Annotated in this window: 11 protein-coding genes and 2 pseudogenes; 3 read left to right on the top strand and 10 right to left on the bottom strand. The window is 60.6% G+C overall.

Going from position 1 to position 21,490, the window contains the following annotated elements; all coding sequences use genetic code 11:
* Positions 1-136 precede the first annotated feature (136 nt).
* Positions 137-625 (bottom strand): Lrp/AsnC ligand binding domain-containing protein, encoded by a 489-nt coding sequence (locus tag AACH55_RS07895; protein WP_026051927.1) that lies wholly within the window; start codon positions 623-625, stop codon positions 137-139.
* 151 nt (positions 626-776) lie between these two features.
* Between AACH55_RS07895 and AACH55_RS07890 the strand changes: the two genes are divergently transcribed.
* Positions 777-2,078, top strand: a complete 1,302-nt coding sequence (locus AACH55_RS07890) for a D-amino acid dehydrogenase (RefSeq protein WP_338718895.1) — start codon at positions 777-779, stop codon at positions 2,076-2,078.
* Positions 2,079-2,156: 78 nt separating this feature from the next.
* On the opposite strand, the gene AACH55_RS07885 is transcribed toward AACH55_RS07890, so the two are convergent.
* Complete coding sequence (locus AACH55_RS07885) at positions 2,157-3,794, bottom strand: methyl-accepting chemotaxis protein (RefSeq protein ID WP_338718894.1); 1,638 nt, start codon at positions 3,792-3,794, stop codon at positions 2,157-2,159.
* Positions 3,795-3,985: 191 nt separating this feature from the next.
* Positions 3,986-4,795: a helix-turn-helix transcriptional regulator gene (locus AACH55_RS07880; RefSeq protein WP_338718893.1), complete on the bottom strand. Its 810-nt coding sequence runs from the start codon at positions 4,793-4,795 to the stop codon at positions 3,986-3,988.
* Between the two features lie 171 nt (positions 4,796-4,966).
* On the opposite strand from AACH55_RS07880, the gene AACH55_RS07875 reads away from it, so the two are divergent.
* Positions 4,967-5,872, top strand: coding sequence for a DMT family transporter (locus AACH55_RS07875; RefSeq protein WP_338718892.1), 906 nt, complete (start codon positions 4,967-4,969; stop codon positions 5,870-5,872).
* Between the two features lie 15 nt (positions 5,873-5,887).
* On the opposite strand, the gene AACH55_RS07870 is transcribed toward AACH55_RS07875, so the two are convergent.
* Together AACH55_RS07870 and AACH55_RS07865 are read right to left on the bottom strand one after the other, a co-directional pair.
* Positions 5,888-6,805 (bottom strand): SMP-30/gluconolactonase/LRE family protein, encoded by a 918-nt coding sequence (locus AACH55_RS07870; RefSeq protein ID WP_338718891.1) that lies wholly within the window; start codon positions 6,803-6,805, stop codon positions 5,888-5,890.
* Positions 6,806-7,140: 335 nt separating this feature from the next.
* Positions 7,141-7,421, bottom strand: a pseudogene (locus AACH55_RS07865) (IS3 family transposase); the annotation flags it as partial.
* Positions 7,422-7,532: 111 nt separating this feature from the next.
* Here AACH55_RS07865 and AACH55_RS07860 point away from each other — a divergent pair.
* Positions 7,533-8,465, top strand: coding sequence for a methyltransferase domain-containing protein (locus AACH55_RS07860; RefSeq protein ID WP_338718890.1), 933 nt, complete (start codon positions 7,533-7,535; stop codon positions 8,463-8,465).
* Positions 8,466-8,607: 142 nt separating this feature from the next.
* Here AACH55_RS07860 and AACH55_RS07855 read toward each other — a convergent pair whose 3' ends face one another.
* The 5 genes and pseudogenes from AACH55_RS07855 to AACH55_RS07835 form a co-directional block, all read right to left on the bottom strand.
* Positions 8,608-10,074, bottom strand: a complete 1,467-nt coding sequence (locus AACH55_RS07855; protein ID WP_338718889.1) for an IS1182 family transposase — start codon at positions 10,072-10,074, stop codon at positions 8,608-8,610.
* 106 nt (positions 10,075-10,180) lie between these two features.
* A pseudogene (locus tag AACH55_RS07850) lies at positions 10,181-10,591 on the bottom strand (hemagglutinin repeat-containing protein); the annotation flags it as partial.
* Positions 10,592-11,447: 856 nt separating this feature from the next.
* Positions 11,448-12,257, bottom strand: coding sequence for a hypothetical protein (locus AACH55_RS07845; RefSeq protein WP_338718888.1), 810 nt, complete (start codon positions 12,255-12,257; stop codon positions 11,448-11,450).
* A complete protein-coding gene (locus tag AACH55_RS07840) occupies positions 12,254-15,880 on the bottom strand; it encodes a hemagglutinin repeat-containing protein (RefSeq protein ID WP_338718887.1) in 3,627 nt (1,208 codons plus the stop codon). The genes AACH55_RS07845 and AACH55_RS07840 overlap by 4 nt, the downstream gene beginning before the upstream one ends.
* Positions 15,771-21,266 carry a filamentous hemagglutinin N-terminal domain-containing protein gene (locus AACH55_RS07835; protein WP_338718886.1) on the bottom strand — a complete coding sequence of 1,832 codons (5,496 nt, stop codon included), beginning with the start codon at positions 21,264-21,266 and terminating at the stop codon, positions 15,771-15,773. The genes AACH55_RS07840 and AACH55_RS07835 overlap by 110 nt, the downstream gene beginning before the upstream one ends.
* Positions 21,267-21,490 lie beyond the last annotated feature (224 nt).

Genomic DNA, 21,490 nt, shown 5'->3' with positions numbered 1-21,490 from the left:
CCACGCCAGCGGCCACCGGAATGCACAGGAAGCCCCGCCGGATTCAAGTACAGTGCCCGTCAATCAGCGCGGTCAAACGCACTTGCCACCTCTGATCGTTTATCTGCCCTCCTCTTGCGCGCGATCACGGGATCGCTCAGTCATCCAGCGGCAAGGCCAGGGTTTCCTTGATCTCTTCCATCACCACATAGCTCTTGGACTGCGCCGCGCCCGGCAGCTGCAACAGGATATCGCCCAGCAGCTTGCGGTATTCGGCCATGCCGCGGATGCGCGCCTTGATGAGGTAATCGAAGTCGCCCGACACCAGGTGGCATTCCTGCACTTCGGGAATGCGCAACACCTCGCGGCGGAACTGCTCGAACATGTTGCCGGACTTGTGATTGAGCGTGATTTCCACGAACACCAGCAAGGTCGCCCCCAATGACTCTGGATTGACGCGCGCGTAATAGCCGCTGATCACGCCATCGCGCTCCATGCGCCTGACCCGTTCGATGCAGGGTGTGACCGACAGGCCGACCTGCTCGCCCAGCTCCTTCATGGAGATGCGGCCATCCTTTTGCAGCACCGCCAGGATGCGGTGATCGAGCTTGTCGAGGGTACGGATGGACTGTTGCTGAGTTCTCATGAAATTTTCCCGTTTCAGCGCGATTTTCATGAAATTTTCATGAAATCACCAATAAATACGCGAACAAACACTACTTATTCGCCAATATGATAGCTGAATCTTCTAATCCAACAGCCTTTTGCAGCGGCATCATCAACACGGGGAGTTCAGCATGCGCGTCGTCATTCTTGGAAGCGGTGTCATCGGGGTCACCAGCGCCTGGTATCTGGCCAGGGCCGGCCACGAGGTGACCGTACTGGACCGCCAGCCCGGCCCCGCGCTGGAGACCTCGTTCGGCAATGCCGGCCAGATCTCCCCCGGCTACGCTTCACCGTGGGCTGCCCCCGGCATTCCGCTCAAGGCGATCAAGTGGATGTTCCAGGAGCACGCCCCGCTGGCCATCCGCCCCGACGGCACGCTCAATCAACTGCGCTGGATGTGGCAGATGCTGCGCAACTGCAATGCCCGGAGCTACGCCGTCAACAAGGAACGCATGGTGCGCCTGGCCGAATACAGCCGCGACTGCCTGCGCGACCTGCGTGCCGACGTCGGCATCCCCTATGAAGGCCGCCAGCAAGGCACGCTGCAACTGTTCCGTTCGCAAGAACAACTCGATGGCGCCGCCAAGGACATCGCCGTGCTGCAGGAAGCCGGTGTGCCTTTCGAACTGCTCACCCCGGAACAACTGGGCGGTGCCGAACCGGCGCTGGAGAAAGTGCGCGGCAAGCTGACCGGCGGCCTGCGCCTGCCCAACGATGAAACCGGCGATTGCCAGCTCTTCACCACGCGCCTGGCCGAAATGGCCGCGCAACTGGGGGTGAAATTCCGCTATGACGTCTCCATCGACGCCCTCACCATGGCCGGCGGCAAGATCGCCGGCGTGGTCTGCGGCAAGGAACTGGTACAGGCCGACAGCTACGTGGTCGCCCTGGGCTCCTACTCGCCGCAACTGCTGCGCGACGTGCCGGGCCTGCCGGCCATTCCGGTCTATCCGCTCAAGGGTTATTCGATCACCGTGCCCATCACCGATGCCTCGGCCGCGCCGGTCTCGACCATCCTCGACGAAACCTACAAGATCGCCGTGACCCGCTTCGACGACCGCATCCGCGTGGGCGGCATGGCCGAGATCGTCGGCTATGACACGGCCTTGAAGGCCAAGCGCCGCGCCACGCTGGAGATGGTGGTCAACGACCTCTTCCCCGGCGCGGGCGATACCAGAGAGGCCAGCTTCTGGACCGGCCTGCGCCCCATGACCCCGGACGGCACGCCGGTGGTGGGCGCCACGCCAGTCTCCAACCTGTACATCAACACCGGCCACGGCACGCTGGGCTGGACCATGTCCTGCGGCTCGGGCCAGTTGCTGGCCGACCTGATCTCCGGCCGCCGCCCCGCCATCGCCCATGAAGACCTGTCGGTGGCGCGCTACCTGTCCGCGACCGGCGAGATGCGCACGCCGCGCCTGGCGGAGGCCTGATCCTGCAATAGTCTCTTCTGCTTCCCTCGCAGAATGGTTGGCCGGAGCAGATTGCTCCGGCCTTTTTTACGTCCGCTGTCAGGCCAGCGACAGCGTGGCCGGTCTGCGTACCCCGGCCGATGCAGGCGCCACAGCCACCGCTTCCCCGGCATCGGCAGGCAGCCTGAAGGCCTGCATCAGCGTGACCAGCTTGCTGGCCTGGGCGCTCAGGCTCTCGGCTGCGGCCGCCGACTCCTCTACCAACGCAGCGTTCTGCTGGGTCACGTTATCGAGCTGCTCGACGGCGGTACCGACCTGGGCGATGCCCTGGCTCTGCTCCTGGGTCGATACACCGATCTCGCCCACCAGCGCCGCCACCTGACGCACCTGCGTGACGACGCCGCCAATCGCCTGCGAAGCCTCCTGCACCTTGGCATAGCCGCTATCGGCCTTGGCTACGCTCTCCTCGATGAGGGTCTTGATTTCGCGCGCGGCCTGGGCCGAACGCTGGGCCAGGCTGCGTACCTCGGTGGCCACCACCGCAAAGCCACGTCCCTGCTCGCCCGCACGCGCGGCCTCCACCGCCGCATTGAGGGCCAGGATATTGGTCTGGAAGGCGATGCCATCGATCACCACGATGATTTCCTTGATGCGTTCCGAGCTGGAGGCGATCTCCCCCATCAGCGCCACCACCCCCGAGACCGCTTCACCGCCGTGGCTGGCGGCCTGGCTGACGGATTCAGCGCGTTTGACGGCCTCGCTCACGGTCTGCGAATTGTTCCGGACCGAACCGGTCAGCTCTTCCATGGACGCGGCGGTCTCTTCCAGGTTGGAGGCCTGCTCCTCGGTGCGCTGGCTCAGGTTCAGGTTGCCGTCCGCGATCTCGGCTGCACCGGTATCGATGGCGTGGCAGCTCTTGTAGACCTCCTGCACCAGATGTGACAGGCGCAGTCGCATCCCTTCCATGGCCGCCAGCAGGCTGTGCTGGTCGCCGCTGCGCAAGCGCACCGGACTGGCCAGGTCACCTTGCGCAATCGTCTGCGCCACTTCCCTCGCGTACAGCGGTTCGCCGCCCAGCTGGCGGGTGATGGAACGCTGGACCAACGCACTGAAGGCCAGGCCCAGCACTACCATCGCACCCAGCAGCGCCACCAGCATCCAGGCGGTGCGCTCGACGCTGGCCGCCGACCGGTCGATGTGCTCCTGCACGGCCTGGTCGTACTGCTTGACGATCTTGAGGAACACGTCGCGCAGCTTGACGTGGGCAGGATCGGTATTTTTCTGCAACTCGGCCAGCGCACCGGCGACGTCGCCCTGATCAGCCTTCTCCATGAGACTCTGGAAAGATTGCCGATAGACCGGCCAGGCCTGGTTCAAGGCTGCCACCAGCGGCTCCAGTTCGGGGGTCTTGTCTGCGTGCTGCAGATAGTCGAAGGCTTCCTGGATCTGCGCCTCCGCTTTCTGATTGAAGGTGCGTGTAGCGGCCCGCGAATTGGGGTCGCCTGCGTTCGGATAAATATAGGAATACCCGCGTCTGAAGTGAATCGCCATGGCCAGCGCGGCCGTATTGAGCGTTTGCATCGGCGCCAGCCGTTCCTGGTACATCTGGCGCTCCTGGGCGCTGATGCTGCGCAGACTCAGAATGCTCCAGCTGACCATCACCAGCATGGCCAGCAAGAAAAGTGCAGACAGCAGAGCAAGCCGCGCAGAAACGCGCAGCGTTTGCAGAAAAGACATGGTGAAGCCTCCCAAGTGCAACGTGGTCTAGTTGTGGTTACCTTCGCAGCCCCTGCTGACCGCCCGGCTCCCGCCCGACGCGCCAGCACTGCGAATGACATCGCCAGGCCTGTGTTCGGCCTCTTGTACGATGTCGGTCTAATTTACACCAGAGTGAGCCCAAACATGAAGAAAATTGCCAATAATGCGGCTCAGCGACCGGAGTGCATCGCCCCAAGCGCCGCCGGATGGGTGGAAGGGACCTGCCCTGTCATCTTTTTGAACATCGTCGAGAACGCCGCTGGCCGTTCGTAGCCCAGGTCATAGGCAATGGCCGTCACGGAGTGCCCTAGCGCCAGCCGCGAGATGGCATTGACGATGCACGCGCGCAGGCGCCATTGCTGGAAACCCATGCCCGTCTGCGCCAGGAATTTGCGGTTGAAGCTGCGTTCGCTCATGTGCAGTTGCCCGGCCCACTCAGCCGGCCGAGAGCGGATCGTAGGAGCACGCATGAAGTTGCGGCAGAGCTCGCCCAGTTTGTCTTCCTGCGGCAAGGGCACATGCACGGGGATCTCGCGGGCGCGCCCGATCTCGTGGAGCAACAGATGCATCAGCGTTTCTTCGCGGCTGTGCGCGGCGTAGTGCGGATCGATGCGAGTGGCCTCGATGAGCAGTTCACGCAGCAGCGGATGCACCTCCAGCACCTGGCAGGTGCGCGCTGCGCGCGGCGCAGATTCCGGCTCGACGAAGGCGCTGAAGGTGGTCACCGGCAAGAGCATGCGGCTCTGATGTTCGCGCCCGGACGGAATCCATACCGCGTGCTGCGGCGGCACCACCCAGGCCCCGTCTTGCGTGACCACCTGCATCAGCCCGCCGAGTCCAAACAGCAGCTGCGCCCTGCGGTGGCTGTGCCACGGCTGCAGCGAACCGCTCGCATAATCGGCCCCGGCCGCCACCACCGGCCGGGCGATGCCATCCACCCGGTCGATGGGCAGCGGAGAACGAGACGAAGGCTTGCGCATGCGATGACCTCGGTTGGCGTGAATCCGTGGATTATGGCTCGAGCATCGAAAGTCCGTCAAAACGCAGCCATGCAATCACCCTGGCGTATATTCAAACATTGTTGACCAACCATCGAAAGACAGCCAAGCCACCCTGCTCTACCGTACGGGCTTTGACTGACCTGTTCCGCAATGAACCCACCCATCCTCTCCGGCATCCTGGTCGCGCTGATCTGGGGCATCCAGCCCGTGATCTCGCGCTACGGCTTCCAACAAGGGCTCACGCCACTGGACGCCACGCTGATGCGCTTTCTCACCAGCGGCTTGCTGATCCTGCCCTTTGCCTGGCGCCGTGGCGTACTCAGTGCATGCGGCGTAGGCTGGCGGCGCGGGCTGGTGCTGTTTCTGCTGTCCGGCCCCTTGTTCAGCCTGGTGCTGGTGGCCGGAGTCAACTATGCACCGGCCTCGCATGGCGCGCTGATCCATCCTGCGCTGACGCCCCTGTTCGGCATGGCCATCAGCCGCTTCGCACTGGGGCAGCGCGAACGCATCTCGCCGTGGGGCGTGATGCTGTTGCTGGCGGGCCTGGCACTGGTGGGCCTGAACGGCCTGCTCGCCAGCGGCGGCGTAGCGCCAAACGGAGCGTGGCGCGGCGACCTGCTGTTCGTGCTGTCGGCACTGATGTGGTCGAGCTACCTGGTGCTCAATCGCACCTGGAAGATTGCCCCGCTCGATGCGGTGGCACTGACGCAGGTACTCTCGCTGGCCTGCATGCTGCTGGCGTTGCCGTGGCTCGGAGTACAGACCTTCAGCAAGCCCCTCTCCGCCCTGCTGGTACAGAGCGCCTATCACGGCGTGCTGGTGAGCATCGTGAGTGTGGCCTTGTTCAACTGGGTGGTTGCGCGGCTGGGCGTGAAGGCGCTGATGCTCAATGCGCTCTCGCCCATGTTTGGCGTGCTGGCCTCGGCCTGGTTACTGGGCGAGGCGCTCTCGGTATCGATGATGGCGGGGGCGGCAGCGATTGTGGCCGGCCTGGCGGTGGCGCTGCGGAGTCCGCGCCGCGCGCCATCGCCAGCCGACCCGCGCCGGCTGCCCTGACCTGAGCGGAAGCGTTCAGGGGCGCACGGCCCCATTGACGGCCAGGTAGACCGCGTAGAGCGAGGTCGTGGCCGTGATGAAGAGACGATTTCTGCGCGGCCCGCCAAAGACCACATTGGAGACCACTTCCGGCACGAGGATCTTCCCCAGCAGCGTGCCATCGGGCGCATAGCAATGCACGCCATCGCCGGCCGAGGTCCAGATGTTGCCCTGGTCATCCAGCCGGAAACCGTCGGCCAGGCCTGGGTCGATAGTGGCAAACACTTCCCCGCCCTGGAGGGTGATGCCATCCACCACATCGAACACACGGATGTGATGCGGCCCGCCTGCGCGGTGCGTGAGGCCGGTGTCGGCGATGTAGAGCCGGCTTTCATCGAGGGAGAACGCCAGACCGTTGGGGCGTTCGAGCGCACTGCTGACTACGCTGATTTGTCCGCTCGCGCCATCGATGCGATAGACGTTGCAGGCACCGATCTCGCTGTCGGCCTTGTAGCCTTCGTAGTCGCTGTTGATACCGTAGTCCGGATCGGTGAACCAGATCGAGCCATCGGACTTGACCACCACGTCATTGGGCGAATTGAGGCGCTTGCCCTGCCAGTGCGAGGCCAGCGTTGTGATGCTGCCATCGTGCTCGGTGCGCACGACGGAGCGGCTCCCATGCAGGCAAGCGACGATGCGGCCTTCGCGGTCCAGGGTATTGCCGTTGTTGAAGTGGGACGGCTGGCGGAACACCCCCGCCCCGGCGCCTTCGGACCAGCGCATCAGGCGGTTGTTGGGGATATCGCTCCAGATCAGTTCCTGGGTGGCGGGCAGCCATACCGGGCCTTCGGCCCAGCGGCAGCCCTGGTAGAGGCGATCGAGCTGGGCGGTGTTGATGACCAGTCGGCTAAAGCGAGGGTCGAGGTGCTGGAAGGGGGTTTCTGGGAGGGGCATGGGGTGTCTCCTGCGTGGTTGGGTTTTAGCGGCAATCGAGACGGCGGACGGACAGGTGGTCAGTGCTGACATCGGTGCCGATGCTGATGTTGTTGACACCGCTGCGGACAACGAGCCTTCGGGGGTGACGTAAGGTGCCTGAGCGTTGATGTCACGGCCAGCGTATACGCTGATCTCTTCGCCTCGGAGCGTTCTTCTGTTTGTATTATCAAAGGCAATTTTTCGGTTCATCGCATATTTCCGGGGAACGCGGCTTTGAATTTGAGGAAGAAGTACTCCTCATCTCGATATCCGTATGAACTGCGCCGACTTTCGCGGAGGCTATTTGGTTTAAGTTATGCCGATACTGCGGTATTGCTGGCGAACCAGCTATAGTAGCTTTCCTCAACTTCTGCCGGAAAGGTATAGCCGATGGATTCGAGCAATCAATGATGGTTTCGGCCAAGGCGCTATCGTAGCTGTCGCCACGGCTGCCAACCGATGGCACAATGCCCGTCTCCGCTAGACGTTCACTATAGCGAATCCCGACGTATTGGGATCCACTGTCAGAATGAAGGATCAGGTTACCGTTACCTTGAGGCTGGCCAGCTTAGAGCGTCTGCTTCAGCGCAGCCAACTTTTGAATGCCATCCTTGCAAAGTATCTATCTTTACTATCTAGTGGAATTTAAGTACGGTTATCGCTTCAAGAAACAATGCCCCCGCCCCTCCCTTCGACAGGATAAAAAATGACGGCAGCACACTCCCCGACTCCGGCCCTGATTTCCCATACACCCGACGCCTCGGACGACCTAGGCGAAATCTTGCAAAGCACCAGAACGCGATTGCGTAACGCCGGCGATTTACCGCACGGCGACGTAGGGTACCAGATTGAATTATTGGAAGAACTGTCGCGCTTTGAACTGGGCCGCTTCCTGCTCAAGAATCGCGGCCTCAACGCATATTGGACTCACCAACTGGTCACCTATTCTCCAGAGTCCGTTCAACACACTAATATGCGGGGACTCGAACGCTGGACGTTCGAGAAACTACCGGCCGCCCAAGCTACCCGCGAACGCTACGGCATCTTCCGCCGCCATCTCCAGGCGCTGGTGCAGCACGGCCAAGTGCTGGCGTCGATACCCTGCGGCTGGATGGGAGAATTACTATTGCTTGACTATGGCCCCAATCCTGACATCTCACTGGTCGGCATCGATCTCGATGCGCAGGCGCTGAAAGGCGCTCAGGCGCTTGCCCAGCAACAAGGTTTATCCAAGCATCTGACGCTGCGCTGCGAAGATGCTTGGAGTGCGGGAGCAGAAGCCGAATTTGATGTGCTGACCAGTAATGGCCTCAACATCTATGAAACGGACGATAACCGTGTGATCATGTTGTATCGCGCCTTCTTTCGCGCACTGAAGCCGGGCGGGACGCTAGTAACCAGTTTCCTTACGCCGCCGCCAACGCTGTCTACGCAGTCACCATGGAACATGAATGAGATCGAACCGCAAGCGCTACAATTACAGCACTTGCTGTTCGTGCGTATCATCGAAGCCAAATGGAACGCGTTTCGCACGCATGCGCAAACTCGGGCCCAACTTGAAGAGGCGGGTTTTACCGATATCGTCTTTGACGACGACCGTAGCCGCATGTTTCCAACGGTCATTGCAAAAAAACGCTGAGCAATTGCTGCTCGGACCGTGGGGATTTTGTTTAATATCTTCCACTGACAAGCGTCCTACTCTTCACCAAATAAAAGCCCCGGAATTCCGGGGCTTCAGGTTGATGACGAACCCCGTGTTTTCGAACACGGGGTTTTGTTTTTCAGGCGCAGGTAATTTGCAGATGGTCGATGGCGCAGAAGCCAAGCAATGCGCTCATTTTTCTCTGTAGCCACTTTTGTACGCTGGCATAGGCGTTCAAGCCCGGTAAAAGCGCGCGCAAGCGCGCCACCAGCAGGGCAATCTTCTTCATGTTCTGGGCCGCCGCCGCCAACAAGCACTGCTCGGCGACCTTGCGCAAGCCGCGCATGCGGGCATAGCGATGTCCGTGCAATTGCTTGGCGTCGGCGAAGCTGCGTTCTACCGTTTCCTTGCGTCGGGCATAGATGCGCTTGCCCCATTCGGTACGACGCCGATCATCCACCTTCTCCTTGGAACGCTCCCACACATGGCGCGTCACCACCTTGACCGCATTGGCGCTATTGGTGCATTGCTCGCGTACCTTGCAGCCCCGGCATTGTTCAGGCTTGGATTTGTATTCCCGATACCCCTGCCGATTGGTGGTGCTGTAGTGCAAGGACTGGCCCTGCGGGCAGATGTATTCGTCACGGTAGGCATCGTACTCATACGCCCGTTTAAAGAATGTCCCCGGCTTGTGGTTGGGTGTGCGGTAGCCCATCACGCCGCTGATCTCGCGATTCTCCAGTCCCTGGCAGACGGCCGGTGTGAAATAGCCAGCATCCAGGCCAACGGCCTGTACATCAAATCCGAACGTCTGGCGCTGACGATCCAGGCGTGCCAGATAAGGTTGACTGTCATGGACTGAGGCGGGCGTGACATGGGTATCGGTAATGATGCAATGCTTGGCATCGACGGTGCGGTGATCCAGGTAGAAGAAGCCCTTGGGCTTGTCGTCGCGCACCATGTAGCCGCTCTCGGGATCGGTGCGACTGACCTTGATTTCTTTGGTGGGCGGCTCATCATCATCGTCGCGCTTGAGCGGCTTCTTGCCATGCTCGGCACGGTCGATATCCACAGCCGCATCCAGTTCGGCCAGATAGGCCGAGGGGGTCTGGGTAACTTGAACGTAGTCGAACTTGTTCTTGTTGGCGTTGGCCTTGAGGTGGGTGCTGTCGCTGTAGAGCACACGGCCATCGACCATGCCGCGTCCAATGGCCTGGCGCACGATCTCGTCGAAGATGTCTTGATAGACGGTGGTATCAATGAAGCGGCGGCGCCGGTTCTGGGAGAAGGTGGAGGAGTCCGGCACCTTGTCGGTCAGACGGAATCCGGCAAACCAGCGATAGGCCACGTTGACCTGGACCTCGCGGATGAGCTGGCGCTCGCTGCGGATACCGAAGAGGTAGCCGATGAACAAGAGCTTGAAGAGTACCACCGGGTCCAGTGCCGGGCGGCCATTGTCGGCGCAATACAGATGCGCCACCTTCTCGCGGATGAACTCGAAATCCACCGCCGCGTCGATCTTGCGCAGCAGGTGGTCCTTGGGCACGAGCATCTCGATGGTCACCATCTCTAACTCGTGCTGGGCGGCTGTCGGTTTTTTGAGCATGACCGATTAAACAACAAAGCCTTGGCTCTCGCCAGGGCTTTGTCATCAATCTGAAGCCCCGGAATTCCGGGGCTTTTATTTCCTCGGACTTGGCCGCAATGTCGATGTCTCCCTTAGGCGCTGCTACATCGCTGCCTACCTGCGTGTAGCGATTACCCGCCACGATGCTCACGTTCCCATCCGTGCTGCCCACCGTAGAAGCAGAGGCGGTCTGCCCCTGCGTCTTCCCGTCATGGCTTTGCTCACGGGTGCCTATGGTCACACCGAAGCCTGTACCCATCACACCGCTCGTAGTCTCCTTCCGGAAACTGTTCTGCGTTTTGTTATCCACGGCAGCAACGATGTTGACGTTGTTACCGGCGGCAAGGCCGGTGCCTTCCGTGGAAACAACATTGCTGCCCTTGATATTGATGTCATTACCGGCGCGCACCGCTACCGTATTGCCCGAGAAGGTCGTCCCCTGATTGATCGCCTGGCTGCTGCTGTCATCGGTAGTCACCGTGCGCGTGGCCAGCATGCCGCCGCTGTCGCTCTTCTTGTGCTGGTCTCGCGCACTAGCGGTACTTACATCGGTGCCGATGTTGATGTTGTTGACCGCCGTTGCAGACAACGAGCCTTCGGCGTTGACGTAGGCTGCCTGTGCGTTGATGTCGCGGCCCGCCGTGACGCTGATCTGCTTGCCCTGTACCGTGCTGCCGATGGCGTTGTCACGGTTGACTTCGGCGCGGTTGTCGTTGTCCCAGGTGATTTTTTCTTGGGACGTTTCGTGCACCGTGGACAGGTTCACGTCACGTTGCGCAACCAAGGTCACGTTGTCCGCAGAGGTGCTGCTGGCCTTGAGGTTGATGTCCCTCCCTGCTACTGCGGTGAACGAACCATTGGTCTCGGAGACCGACATCGATGCGCTCTGGTTGATGTTGGTGCCACTGGTGACCGCATTAGCCGTTGCTACCGTGGTGGAAGCGCTGTTGATGTCGCGACCCGCACTTGCCACCAGCGTATTACGCGCATCGATGGTGCCGCCGATATTGTTGATGTCCTGTGCAGCCGCCACACCCACCGCACCGCCACTGATACGCCCACCCAGGTTCTGCACGTTATTGCCCGCCAGCGACACACTCTGCCGCCCGGCAATCGTGCCCCCGCTGTTGACGATATCCTGTGCCGCCTGGAAGGCCACGTCATTGCCCGCGATCAGCGTGCCCTGACCGGTCACTTCCACATTGGCGGCGTGGATATAGACCTGCGGCACCAGCACTTCCTGCGTGCTGCCATCGGCCAGCGTCACCGTCTGCTTGACCAGTCAGGCGATCAGTAGCTAGAGGTATGAGGGGATCTATCTAATCTTTAGAAACGAAGCTCATGGCAGCCCCTTATTCTGTTCCATATAAAATCCACCTCAATTTTCTCTGCATAGGTTCAGTAGAGCTATCACAAAAGCTCTCCGATTTAACAGACAGCCTAAGCACTCCAGGTGACAGCTCCACAAGATTCAGATCATTAGAATGCTCTAGGATTTGCTTTCGGTCATGCCCAACTTTTACCCAAAATGCCTCACCCAACCACATCGGTGATCCGATGGCTTCAATATAATTTTCTCGAAAAAGCCATTTTCCAGGATTTACAGAAGTGTCGATCTCCACCTGCTCAAGCGGAGGTGGTAAGCCATTCGACTTAGTAGGTAAATTCCCGTAATCCCGTCCTGCCGCTTCATATTGAAGCGGATCTCGGACATTTTGCCAGTAATCGTATTCGACATCGGAAACCCATGCCTGTATAAAACCCTCTTTGTGGATAAATGACTCAATCCACTTCGTCCAATCTCCTGCGCTCCCTTTGTCTAGCTCCTCAATAGAAACAATGCAAATAGAAAATTTAGGTAAACTGGCAAAGCCGAAACGTAAGCCATCTATTTCCAGCGGACGATTCCAACATCCCTGCTGAGCAACTTTCCTAAGATAGAGGTCTGGTGAAATCGGTTCGCCTTCACCATTTTCCTTAAATTCCACCTTGGCATTGGCAGCATTTAGAATCTCGATAATCGTCTCCAACGCTTCCACGTCATTCACTCCGTTGCTCTGATCGTTCCGCCAGATTTCCAGCTTACCACTACGCTCGACTTTCTCGGATTGAACTTCAATCTCGAAAACTATTTTCAGTTTTTCCAATCTTTTCTGGCTCATTTATATTCCTTCACAATTACCGTAACTCCGTGACTCTTCCCATATTCAATTAAATCTTTAGCAGCGACACTTCCTCCGGGTTGAACACGAACATCTAACACCATAGTTGCCGGCACGTCATTCACAGTCGCGTAACTTGTCGCCAGGTCTCTGATGTGGTCCTGCATTCGACCGAGCCATCCGGCCCCATTTGTATCAACCGACTTAAGACTAACTAGCACGTTACCTTTTTGAAAATCAACCAATGGGAATTTCCCATTATCCAACTGCCCGACGTTAAACCAGTCCTTATATTCACTTTTAGCTAAGGAAGCTTCAATTAAGCTCCCACGTTCTGTCGGCGTTAAAAGCCATACATCAGCGAGATTTTTATTGGCTGCTTTTGCTGCAGCTGTTGTTGCATCTACAGCCTCACTGGACTTTACGCCAATCTGTACTACTTCATTTGCAGCTGATTCCGCCTTCGCTACTTTTCCAATCGGAACAGGAACGGCAAGGGTGAGCCACGATCCTGTATTCATACCCAACGCAAACGCATCGCCTCTTTCGTAAGCATCAGCGATTTTATTACGCTGTTCGTCTGAAATTCCTTGAATCAGTTTCCCAGTTACTGCTGGATTTAATGCCATCAGGACATTTCCGAGTGCCTTTGCAACATCGCGTTGAGCTTCCTCGCTACCGTTTGCAGCCTGTATTAGTCTAAAGAACGTGACAGTCAGAAGCTCACCGGTTTCCCCAACGACACTTGCAAGACGCGCAGCAACCCCTTTTACCTCATCAAGCCCAGATAAAGTGGAGCCTGCTTGAGCGATGGTATTCTCATATTGCTGTACAGCAGCCACGGACAAACGAATATCATTTTTTCGAATAAGATCCGCTGCCGCTGACCTAACTTCTTGCCGAAGCGATTCGCATTTCTGAGAATTCACACCTTGGCAGGAGGCCAAGGCCGCATCTCTCTCTTGATCTAAGATTTCCAGCCTCTTTTGCTCTTTGCAGTCTGAGTCATTTCCCTTAGCGCATCCAGCTTTAACTTTCAATAATCGATCGATTTCATCGTGGTTTAGGAAGTTGTTAATTACTTCGTTATAAGCGGTTGCTCCTCCCGTAGTCCCTCCAACAGCCGCACCCACAAAAGTACTCGATAACCCTGTCAACACCTTCACCACGTCAGGATCAACGCCCGCCTCCTTCAAGGCGGAGGATACGTTCGGCGCTGTCAATGTCCCCGCTGCTGCACCAGCTGCACCGGCAAGACCTCCCGTCATTCCACCCACAATCGTGTGTGCCAGAACTCGCATCGTCCCATCCGGCCCCCAGTTGCTTTCAAGCGTGCTGGCCTGATCATTGAGTTCCTTTGCCACAGCTGGATCGGTTGCTGCGCTTGCCTGCGTACGTAAGTCAGCAGCCTTTTTCTGCTGTTGCTCAGCATAGTCACCAATCAACTTGGAAGCCTGCTGCCCAAACGCCTGCGTAATCTTCGCCTGCGCCTCCACATCCTCACGCAGCTGATTACCATCCCAGTTCTTCGTCAGACTGTTGCTGCTGTCCTTGCCCGTACGCACAGACGTATCCAACGAGGCCACCGTTTGATCAGGGCTTTGTCCAGTCTTAGCCTGCTGCGCCTGTGCGTCGGTGATCTTCACAGCACCACCAGAAACACCGCTGCGCGTCACGCTGGTTTCACTCCCCGATGCGTTGCCGATGCCAGCACCGCCACCCGGCTTGCCGCCGGACATTCCTGCGCTAACACTCTGGCTCTCCGCCGAATACTGGCTACGATTCTGGATATCACTGCTGGTGAGGGTTCCTGTAGTCAGGCTGTTCTTGCCCTGCTCCACCGCCTGATCCGTGCTGGCGATCTGTGCGCCCTTCAGGTCCGTGTTGCCCTTGACGTTGATCTGGAATCCGCCATTACCCGCCATGATCCCGGCCTGTTGACCCACGCTGGCGTAATCCGCATCCACACGACTACGGCTCGCACTGATACTTCCTCCAGAAGCGGGGCCTATCGTGGCACTGCCGCCAATGCTCTGATCGCGGCTCTTGAAGGTGCTGGTGTCCTGCACACTGGCAATGTTCAGATCACGCCCCACATTCGCCACCACCTGCTCACCTGCCACGGTGGCACCGACCAGATTCGTATCGCGTCCCGAATCGATATTGACCTGCCCACCCGCACGCACCTGCGTTATGACGTTGGACACATCCTTGCCATCGCTGTTACCCCGGCTGCCTGCTGCATTGGCCGTAACACCAAATTGAGTCTTGGTCCCAAACTGCGCAGTGACGCCAACACCCCACGACGACGACGAGCGGTCGCTATGCTGTTCATCCGTATTTTGTGCAGCGATGAGATTGATATCGTTGTCCGCCTTCAACGCCAGATTGCCCTTGGCGTTGATGTCGCTGCCCGCGATGGTGATGTTGCTGTTGGCCCCATCGCCTGTGGCGCGGATGCTCATGTTGCCGCCAGAGGCCACGGTTGATCCGCGCTGGGTCACCGTGTTCTGCTCAGTACGGCTGCTGTTCTGGCTGCTACCGATGGTGGCACTGATGCCGATATTGGCCGAACCTTCCTCAGCGCCCTTCTGCATCTCACCCACGGCACTGTAGGCCGCCATGCCCGCAGTCGCCGCAGCCAAGGCCTGTACCCGGCCATCCTTGGTCTTGCTTGCCGCATCAGCCATCTGGTCTACCGTCTGGATGGCAGAGATCACCGGGCTGGTCACTGCCACCGTCAGGCCGCTTTGTTTGTACTTGTCTTCGGTGGTGGTTTTGCTGGCTTGCTCGGCTGCTTTTATTTCCACCGACTTGGCCGCGATATCGATATCTCCCTTAGGCGCCATCACATCGCTACCCACTTGCGTATAACGATTCCCCGCCACGATGCTCACGTTGCCATCCGTGCTGCCCACCGTAGAAGCAGAAGCGGTCTGCCCCTGCGTCTTCCCATCATGGCTTTGCTCACGTGTGCCTATGGTCACACCGAAGCCTGCGCCCATCACCCCACTGGTGGTCTCCTGACGGAAATTGCTCTGCGTACTGTTATCAACGGCCGCCACGATGTTGACGTTGTTACCTGCGGCAAGGCCGGTGCCTTCGGTGGAAACAACATTGCTGCCCTTGATATTGATGTCATTGCCCGCCCGCACCGCTACCGTATTGCCCGAGAAGGTCGTCCCCTGATTGATCGCCTGGCTGCTGCTGTCATCCGTGGTGACCGTGCGCGTGGCCAGCATGCCGCCGCTGTCGCTCTTCTTGTGCTGGTCCCGTGCGCTGGCCGTGCTCACATCCGTGCCGATGTTGATGTTATTGACCGCCGTTGCAGACAACGAGCCTTCGGCGTTGACGTAGGCTGCCTGTGCGTTGATGTCGCGGCCCGCCGTGACGCTGATCTGCTTGCCCTGTACCGTGCTGCCGATGGCGTTGTCACGGTTGACTTCGGCGCGGTTGTCGTTGTCCCAGGTGATTTTTTCTTGGGACGTTTCGTGCACCGTGGACAGGTTCACGTCACGTTGCGCAACCAAGGTCACGTTGTCCGCAGAGGTGCTGCTGGCCTTGAGGTTGATGTCCCTCCCTGCTACTGCGGTGAGCGAGCCATTGGTCTCGGAGACCGACATCGATGCGCTCTGATTGATGTTGGTGCCGCTCGTTACCGCATTGGCCGTTGCTACCGTGGTGGAAGCACTGTTGATGTCGCGGCCCCGCGTTGATGCGGTAGAGCGCATTGTTGGGCAGCGTCAGATCGAGATTGGCAATGCGGATGCTGGCCGCGCCTGACGTGGCACCCGATGCGCCCGACACCGACGAGGCCACCGCCCGGACCGAGTTGGCGCGATTGGGACCGGCACCGCTGGTCGGCGTCACGTCCAGCTGGAAGTTGGTGACGATATCCTGCGACTGGTACGGCGCATTGTCATAGCGGCGATCATCGGCGCTGAAGGTGTGGCTCTTGACGTAGGTGTAGCTGGCCGAGCCCGTCGAGACCACGCGCTGACGACCCAGCGGGCCGCTGTTGTTGATGGCTGTGCCGTTGACGCTATCGCCGGCCAGCGTGCCGCCCGCGATGATCTGGCTGGCGTAATTGTTGACGCTCCCGGCCACCAGATTCATGTTGCCGCCAGAGGTGATCATGCCCGGATCGCTCTTGGTGACGACCGTGCGCGTGATCTGCTCGGTGCCGTCGTAGATGGTCCATTCTTTGACCATACGACCGTGGAGATTATTGTTGAATGCAGCGATGGCGTCGTTCAAGGCCTGATACAGCGGCATTGCCGCATCATGGATGGCTTTCCATTGCTCATGCTTCGGCAGCCAGGCGTCATACTCCCGCTGGTAGAAAGGATTGGCACAATCGTATTCGCCGCCGCAACTGATCGTCATGGATGGGGCTACCGGCTCCTCGGGAACGACCGTCGTGGGACGGGGAATGCCAAAGATGTCCCAGATCCTGTCATCTGGTCCATACACAAATTGCTCAGGTACCGCAGGCGTGCTCGTATAGTCGCCGACCCAGGCAGCCTGTTTGGGAATATAGGCCACGCCGACTGTGCCGCTTGCACCGCGGCTGTAGGTAAACGGTGGTCCGTATTTCTCAAACGGATATTGAGTCGAGGGCAGCAGAAGCCTGAAGTTGTCCTCATCGCCCATGGCGCGCCAGTTCTCCGGCGCGATCAGCTGACCACTATCCTGATTAATGATCAGGACGCTTTTACCATCGATCAGCTGCGACGATCCATTGAGCCTGAAATTGACAATCCGATTCCCCGGCCCCGTCTGATCCGTCGTCTCCAGATGCGCATTGGTGTTGTTGATGGCACCCGCGGCAATCGTCAGGTTGCCATCCGCATTGATGGTGGCGCTGGTGTTGTTGATCTCACGGGCGCTGCCGGTGGCCCTCTTGTTCGCATCCAGCGCGCCGCCGATGGCCATGTCACCCACCGAATAGATCAGCGCGTGCTCGCTGTTGTTGATGACACCCGCGCCGATGTCGAGCCGGTTGCGCGCCGCAATCACCGGTGCGCTGGTGACGCCATCCACGGTCTCGGCCTGGTTGTTCAACACGTCCGCGCCGATGGCGATGTTGTCGCCATAGATGCGGCCGGTGCCGATGTTGTTGACGGTGCTGCTCTCGATGATGGTGTTGACGCCATCGATCAGGCCACGGTTGATGAAGGTGTGGATGTCGGTGGCCTTGAGCCTGAGCGTATTGCCCACCAGCGAGCCGCTGGCCTGGTTGTCGATGGTGGCGGCGGTGAGCATGAGCGTGCCGCCCGCACCGACCGCACCGGCATTGGTAAAGGTGCCGGCCGTGCGCAGATCGATGTCGCCGCTAGCCCCTATCTGGCCCGTATGAAGTATCGACGCCACCAGGTCCAGGCGCAGATCCTTCTGGCTCAAGAGCTTGCCGCTGCCGGTGAAGGAATAGGCTAAAACGCTGGTCTGCTGTCCGGCGATGATGGTGCCGTTGCTGTTGTCCACGGCCAGCGTGCGGCTGGCGGGATTGGCGTCGGTCAGGCTGGCGCTGTTGGTGGCGGAGATGAGGCCGGCGGTGTTGTCGATGCGCTGGCTGGCGGTGAGCGCAATGGTGTCGCCCCGCAGCGCGCCCTGACGGTTGCTGATGTCGGCCGCCGCGATGTTGATGGTGGCGCCTTCGATGCCCTGGTTCTGGCCCTGGGTGTTGTCGTTGCGCACCGACGCGGCCTGTACGTTGACGGTGCCGTCCGAACGCATCAGGCCGCCGCTGTTGTCCACGCTGCCGCTGCCGGCCCGGATGTCCACGCCCTGCCTGGCCTGCATCGCACCGCCGCGATTGCTGGTGCCATTGCTCTCCACGGTCAGGCTGCCATTGGCGCCGATCACGCCGGCGTCGTTGTCGAGGCTGGCGGTCTTGAGGGTGATGTCGCCGTTGGACGAGACATTGCCGCGATTGACCAGCGCGCCTGCCGCAACGCTCAGCGGACCTTGCGCGACAATGCCGCGCGTGCTGCCGGAATTGCTGTTGCGCACGATGCTGCTGCCGGCATCGATGGTCAGTGCATCGCCCGCCTGCAGCAGGCCGCCGTCATTGCCAATCTCGCCGCTGCGGATGTCGAGCTTGCCTTGCGCGACGATGTTGCCGCCGCCGTTGTCGAACGCGCCGCTGGCAATGCGGATGTCGCGCTGCGCGCCGATATTGCCCTGGCGATTGTCGAAGGACTGGTTCTGGCTGTCGATGCGAATGTCGTTGGCGCTGAGCTTGCCGCTATGGTTGTCGATGCCAGCCGCCGTCAGCGTGAGCGATTGCGCCGCGCTGACCTGGCCCTGGTTGCTGAGCGTCCCGCTGGTCACCACGCTGACCGCATCACGGCTGGAGGCCAGCGTGCCCTGGTTGGACAGGCTCGCGGCCTGGACCTCCACGCTGCCATTGGCGCCCACCGCGCCGCTGTTGCTCACGCCTTGCGCGGCGTCGATACGCAGGCGGTCGCCGGCATTGATGCCACCGCTGTTGCCCAGGCTGGCCGCCTTGAGGGTGACGGACTGCGCTGCTTCGATGCGGCCGCTGTTGTTCGTGCCGCCGCTGGTGGCGACGTTCAATGCGCCCTGGCTCGCACGCAAGGCGCCGCTGTTGTCCAGGGTAGCGGCATTGACGGCCGCGTCGCCGGTGGCCTGCAGCGTGCCGCTATTGCGGATGCCGCCGGCAATCTGCATCGCCAGGCTGGCGTTGCTGCCGATGCTGTTGCCGTTGTCGAGGCTGGCGGCGGCGATCTGCACGCTGCCCTCGCCACCGATGCTGCCGCTGTTCTGCACTGCCCCGCTGGCTTGCACGTTCAGCGTGCCGGCGCTGGCGATGCTGCCGGCGTTATCCAGTGTGGCGGTGTTGAAGGTGGCCGCAATCTGGCCGCCCATCTGACCGGTATTGCGCAGGGCACCGGCGGTCTGCACGGCCAGCACGGCGTTGGCGCCGAGGCTGCCGCTGTTGGTCAGGCTGTCCGCCTTGAGAATGACGGACTGCGCGGCCTGCATGCGGCCGCTGTTGCTGGCGCCTGCGCTGCTGCTGACGGTCAGGGTTCCCTGACTCGCCAGTACGGTGCCGCTGTTGTCCACGGTGGCGGCAGCGAGGTTAGTATCGCCCATGGCCTGCAACGTGCCGGCGTTGCTGATGCCGCCCGATGTCTGTACCACGAGCTTGGCGTCGCTACCGATGCTGCCGCGGTTGCCGAGACTGGCGGCGGTGATCTGGATGCTGCCCTGACCACTGAGACTGCCACTGTTCTGCATCGCCCCGCTGGCTTGCACGGTCAGCGTGCCGGCGCTGGCGATGCTGCCGGCGTTATCCAGTGTGGCGGTGTTGAGGGTGGCCGCAATCTGGCCGCCCATCTGACCGGTATTGCGCAGGGCACCGGCGGTCTGCACGGCCAGCACGGCGTTGGCCCCGAGGCTGCCGCTGTTGGTCAGGCTGTCCGCCTTGAGAATGACGGACTGCGCGGCCTGCATGCGGCCGCTGTTGCTGGCGCCTGCGCTGCTGCTGACGGTCAGGGTTCCCTGACTCGCCAGTACGGTGCCGCTGTTGTCCACGGTGGCGGCAGCGAGGTTGGTGTCGCCCATGGCCTGCAGCGTGCCGGCGTTGCTGATGCCGGCCGATGTCTGTACCACGAGGTTGGCGTCGCTACCGATGCTGCCGCGGTTGCCGAGACTGGCGGCGTCGATCTGGACACTGCCCTGACCACTGAGACTGCCACTGTTCTGCACCACCCCGCTGGCTTGCACGGCCAGCGCGCCGGCGCTGGCGATGTTGCCGCTGTTGTCCAGACTGGCGGCGTCGATCTGGACACTGCCCTGACCACCGAGACTGCCGCTGTTCTGCACCGCCCCGCTGGCTTGCACGGCCAGCGGTCCGGCACTGGCGATGTTGCCGCTGTTGTCCACGGTGGTGGTGTTGAGCGTGGCAGCGCTCTTGCTGCCCAGCTCGCCGGTATTGCTGAGGCCACCTGTGGTCTGCACCGCCAGCAAGCCGGTGGCGGTGAGGCTGCCGCTGTTCTCCAGGCGGCCATCGGCGGTCACCACCGCCTGCCCCACCGAGGCGCCGATGCTGCCCGCATTGCGCACGCCCACACCGTGCTCGGTGGAGGTCAGGTAGATGTGCCCGGCATACATGCCACCCAGTTGCGCCACGTCGATGGCCAAGGCCGGCGCAGCGTCGGCGGGGACCACGCCGGGAACCACGCTGGCGTGATCCGCGCTCACCGTGTTCAGGCCCGCACTGACCTTCAGTTGCGGCGCCCAGATGCCGGCATTGACCTGCACCGCGCGCGCGATGATCTCGGCGTAGTCGGTGCGGCTGGCGTCCATGCCATTGCCTTCGATGCTGACCGCACCGCTGGCCACGCGATAGCTCTCCAGGTTGCCGTTGACGACTTGCGGCACGCCCGTGGTGAGCGTGGCGCGGCTGGCATTGATGAAGCCGCAGCCCGAGCAGGTGATGCCGGCCGGATTGGCCACCACCACCTGCGCCCGCCCCCCGGCCACTTCGAGGTAGCCGCGCAGGTAGCTGGGGTTGGCCGAATTGACCTGGTTGACGATCACCCGGGCCGCGCCCGTGGCCAGCCAGGGATTGCCCGCCACGTAGCCACCGAGCTGGGTGGTCGTGGTGCCCTGGGCATTGTTGAGGATGGCGCCATTGGCACCGACATCGAATTGCCGATAGCGGTTGACCGATACGCCGGCCGTGCCCGGTGTCTGGATGTTGATCACCGGCACGCCATTGGGCGTGACCAGCACGGTGGGCTGCTGATTGCGCGGGGCGTTGCGGTCGCCCAGGATCTGCGCATGGGCCACGGTGTTCATGGCCAGCGCCAGCGCTACGGCCAGCAGCGAAAAACGCAGGGCCGACGGTAACAGGTCCGGCATCGTGGCCGCACCGGCCGGCGACCGGCCATGGTGCTGGATGCTGGAAGCGATTTCTGCAACGGCCATCAGTTGGCCGCGATGCCGGTTGAAAACCAGCTTGTAACGCTGACGATTCATGCTCACCCCGGGTTTTGTTGTCGTTATGACCGGCCACCGATTTGTTGTTTGTCGTTGCCAGTCAGCAATTTTTTGCTTGCCAGGTGCAGGATGTTAATTTAGGTTAACGAGGAAGGGTGATTTTTCATTACGCGAGAAGTTTTCCTGTCGGAAAAATCCAACATTTGTTTTTATTCCATTACTTTTTCTTTTGAAGCCTTGGCCGGTGCGGCTTGGGGCCGTGC

The organism is Herbaspirillum sp. DW155 (genome assembly GCF_037076565.1).
Classification (GTDB): Bacteria; Pseudomonadota; Gammaproteobacteria; order Burkholderiales; family Burkholderiaceae_D; genus Herbaspirillum.
This window is presented reverse-complemented; position numbering and strand designations above follow the sequence as displayed.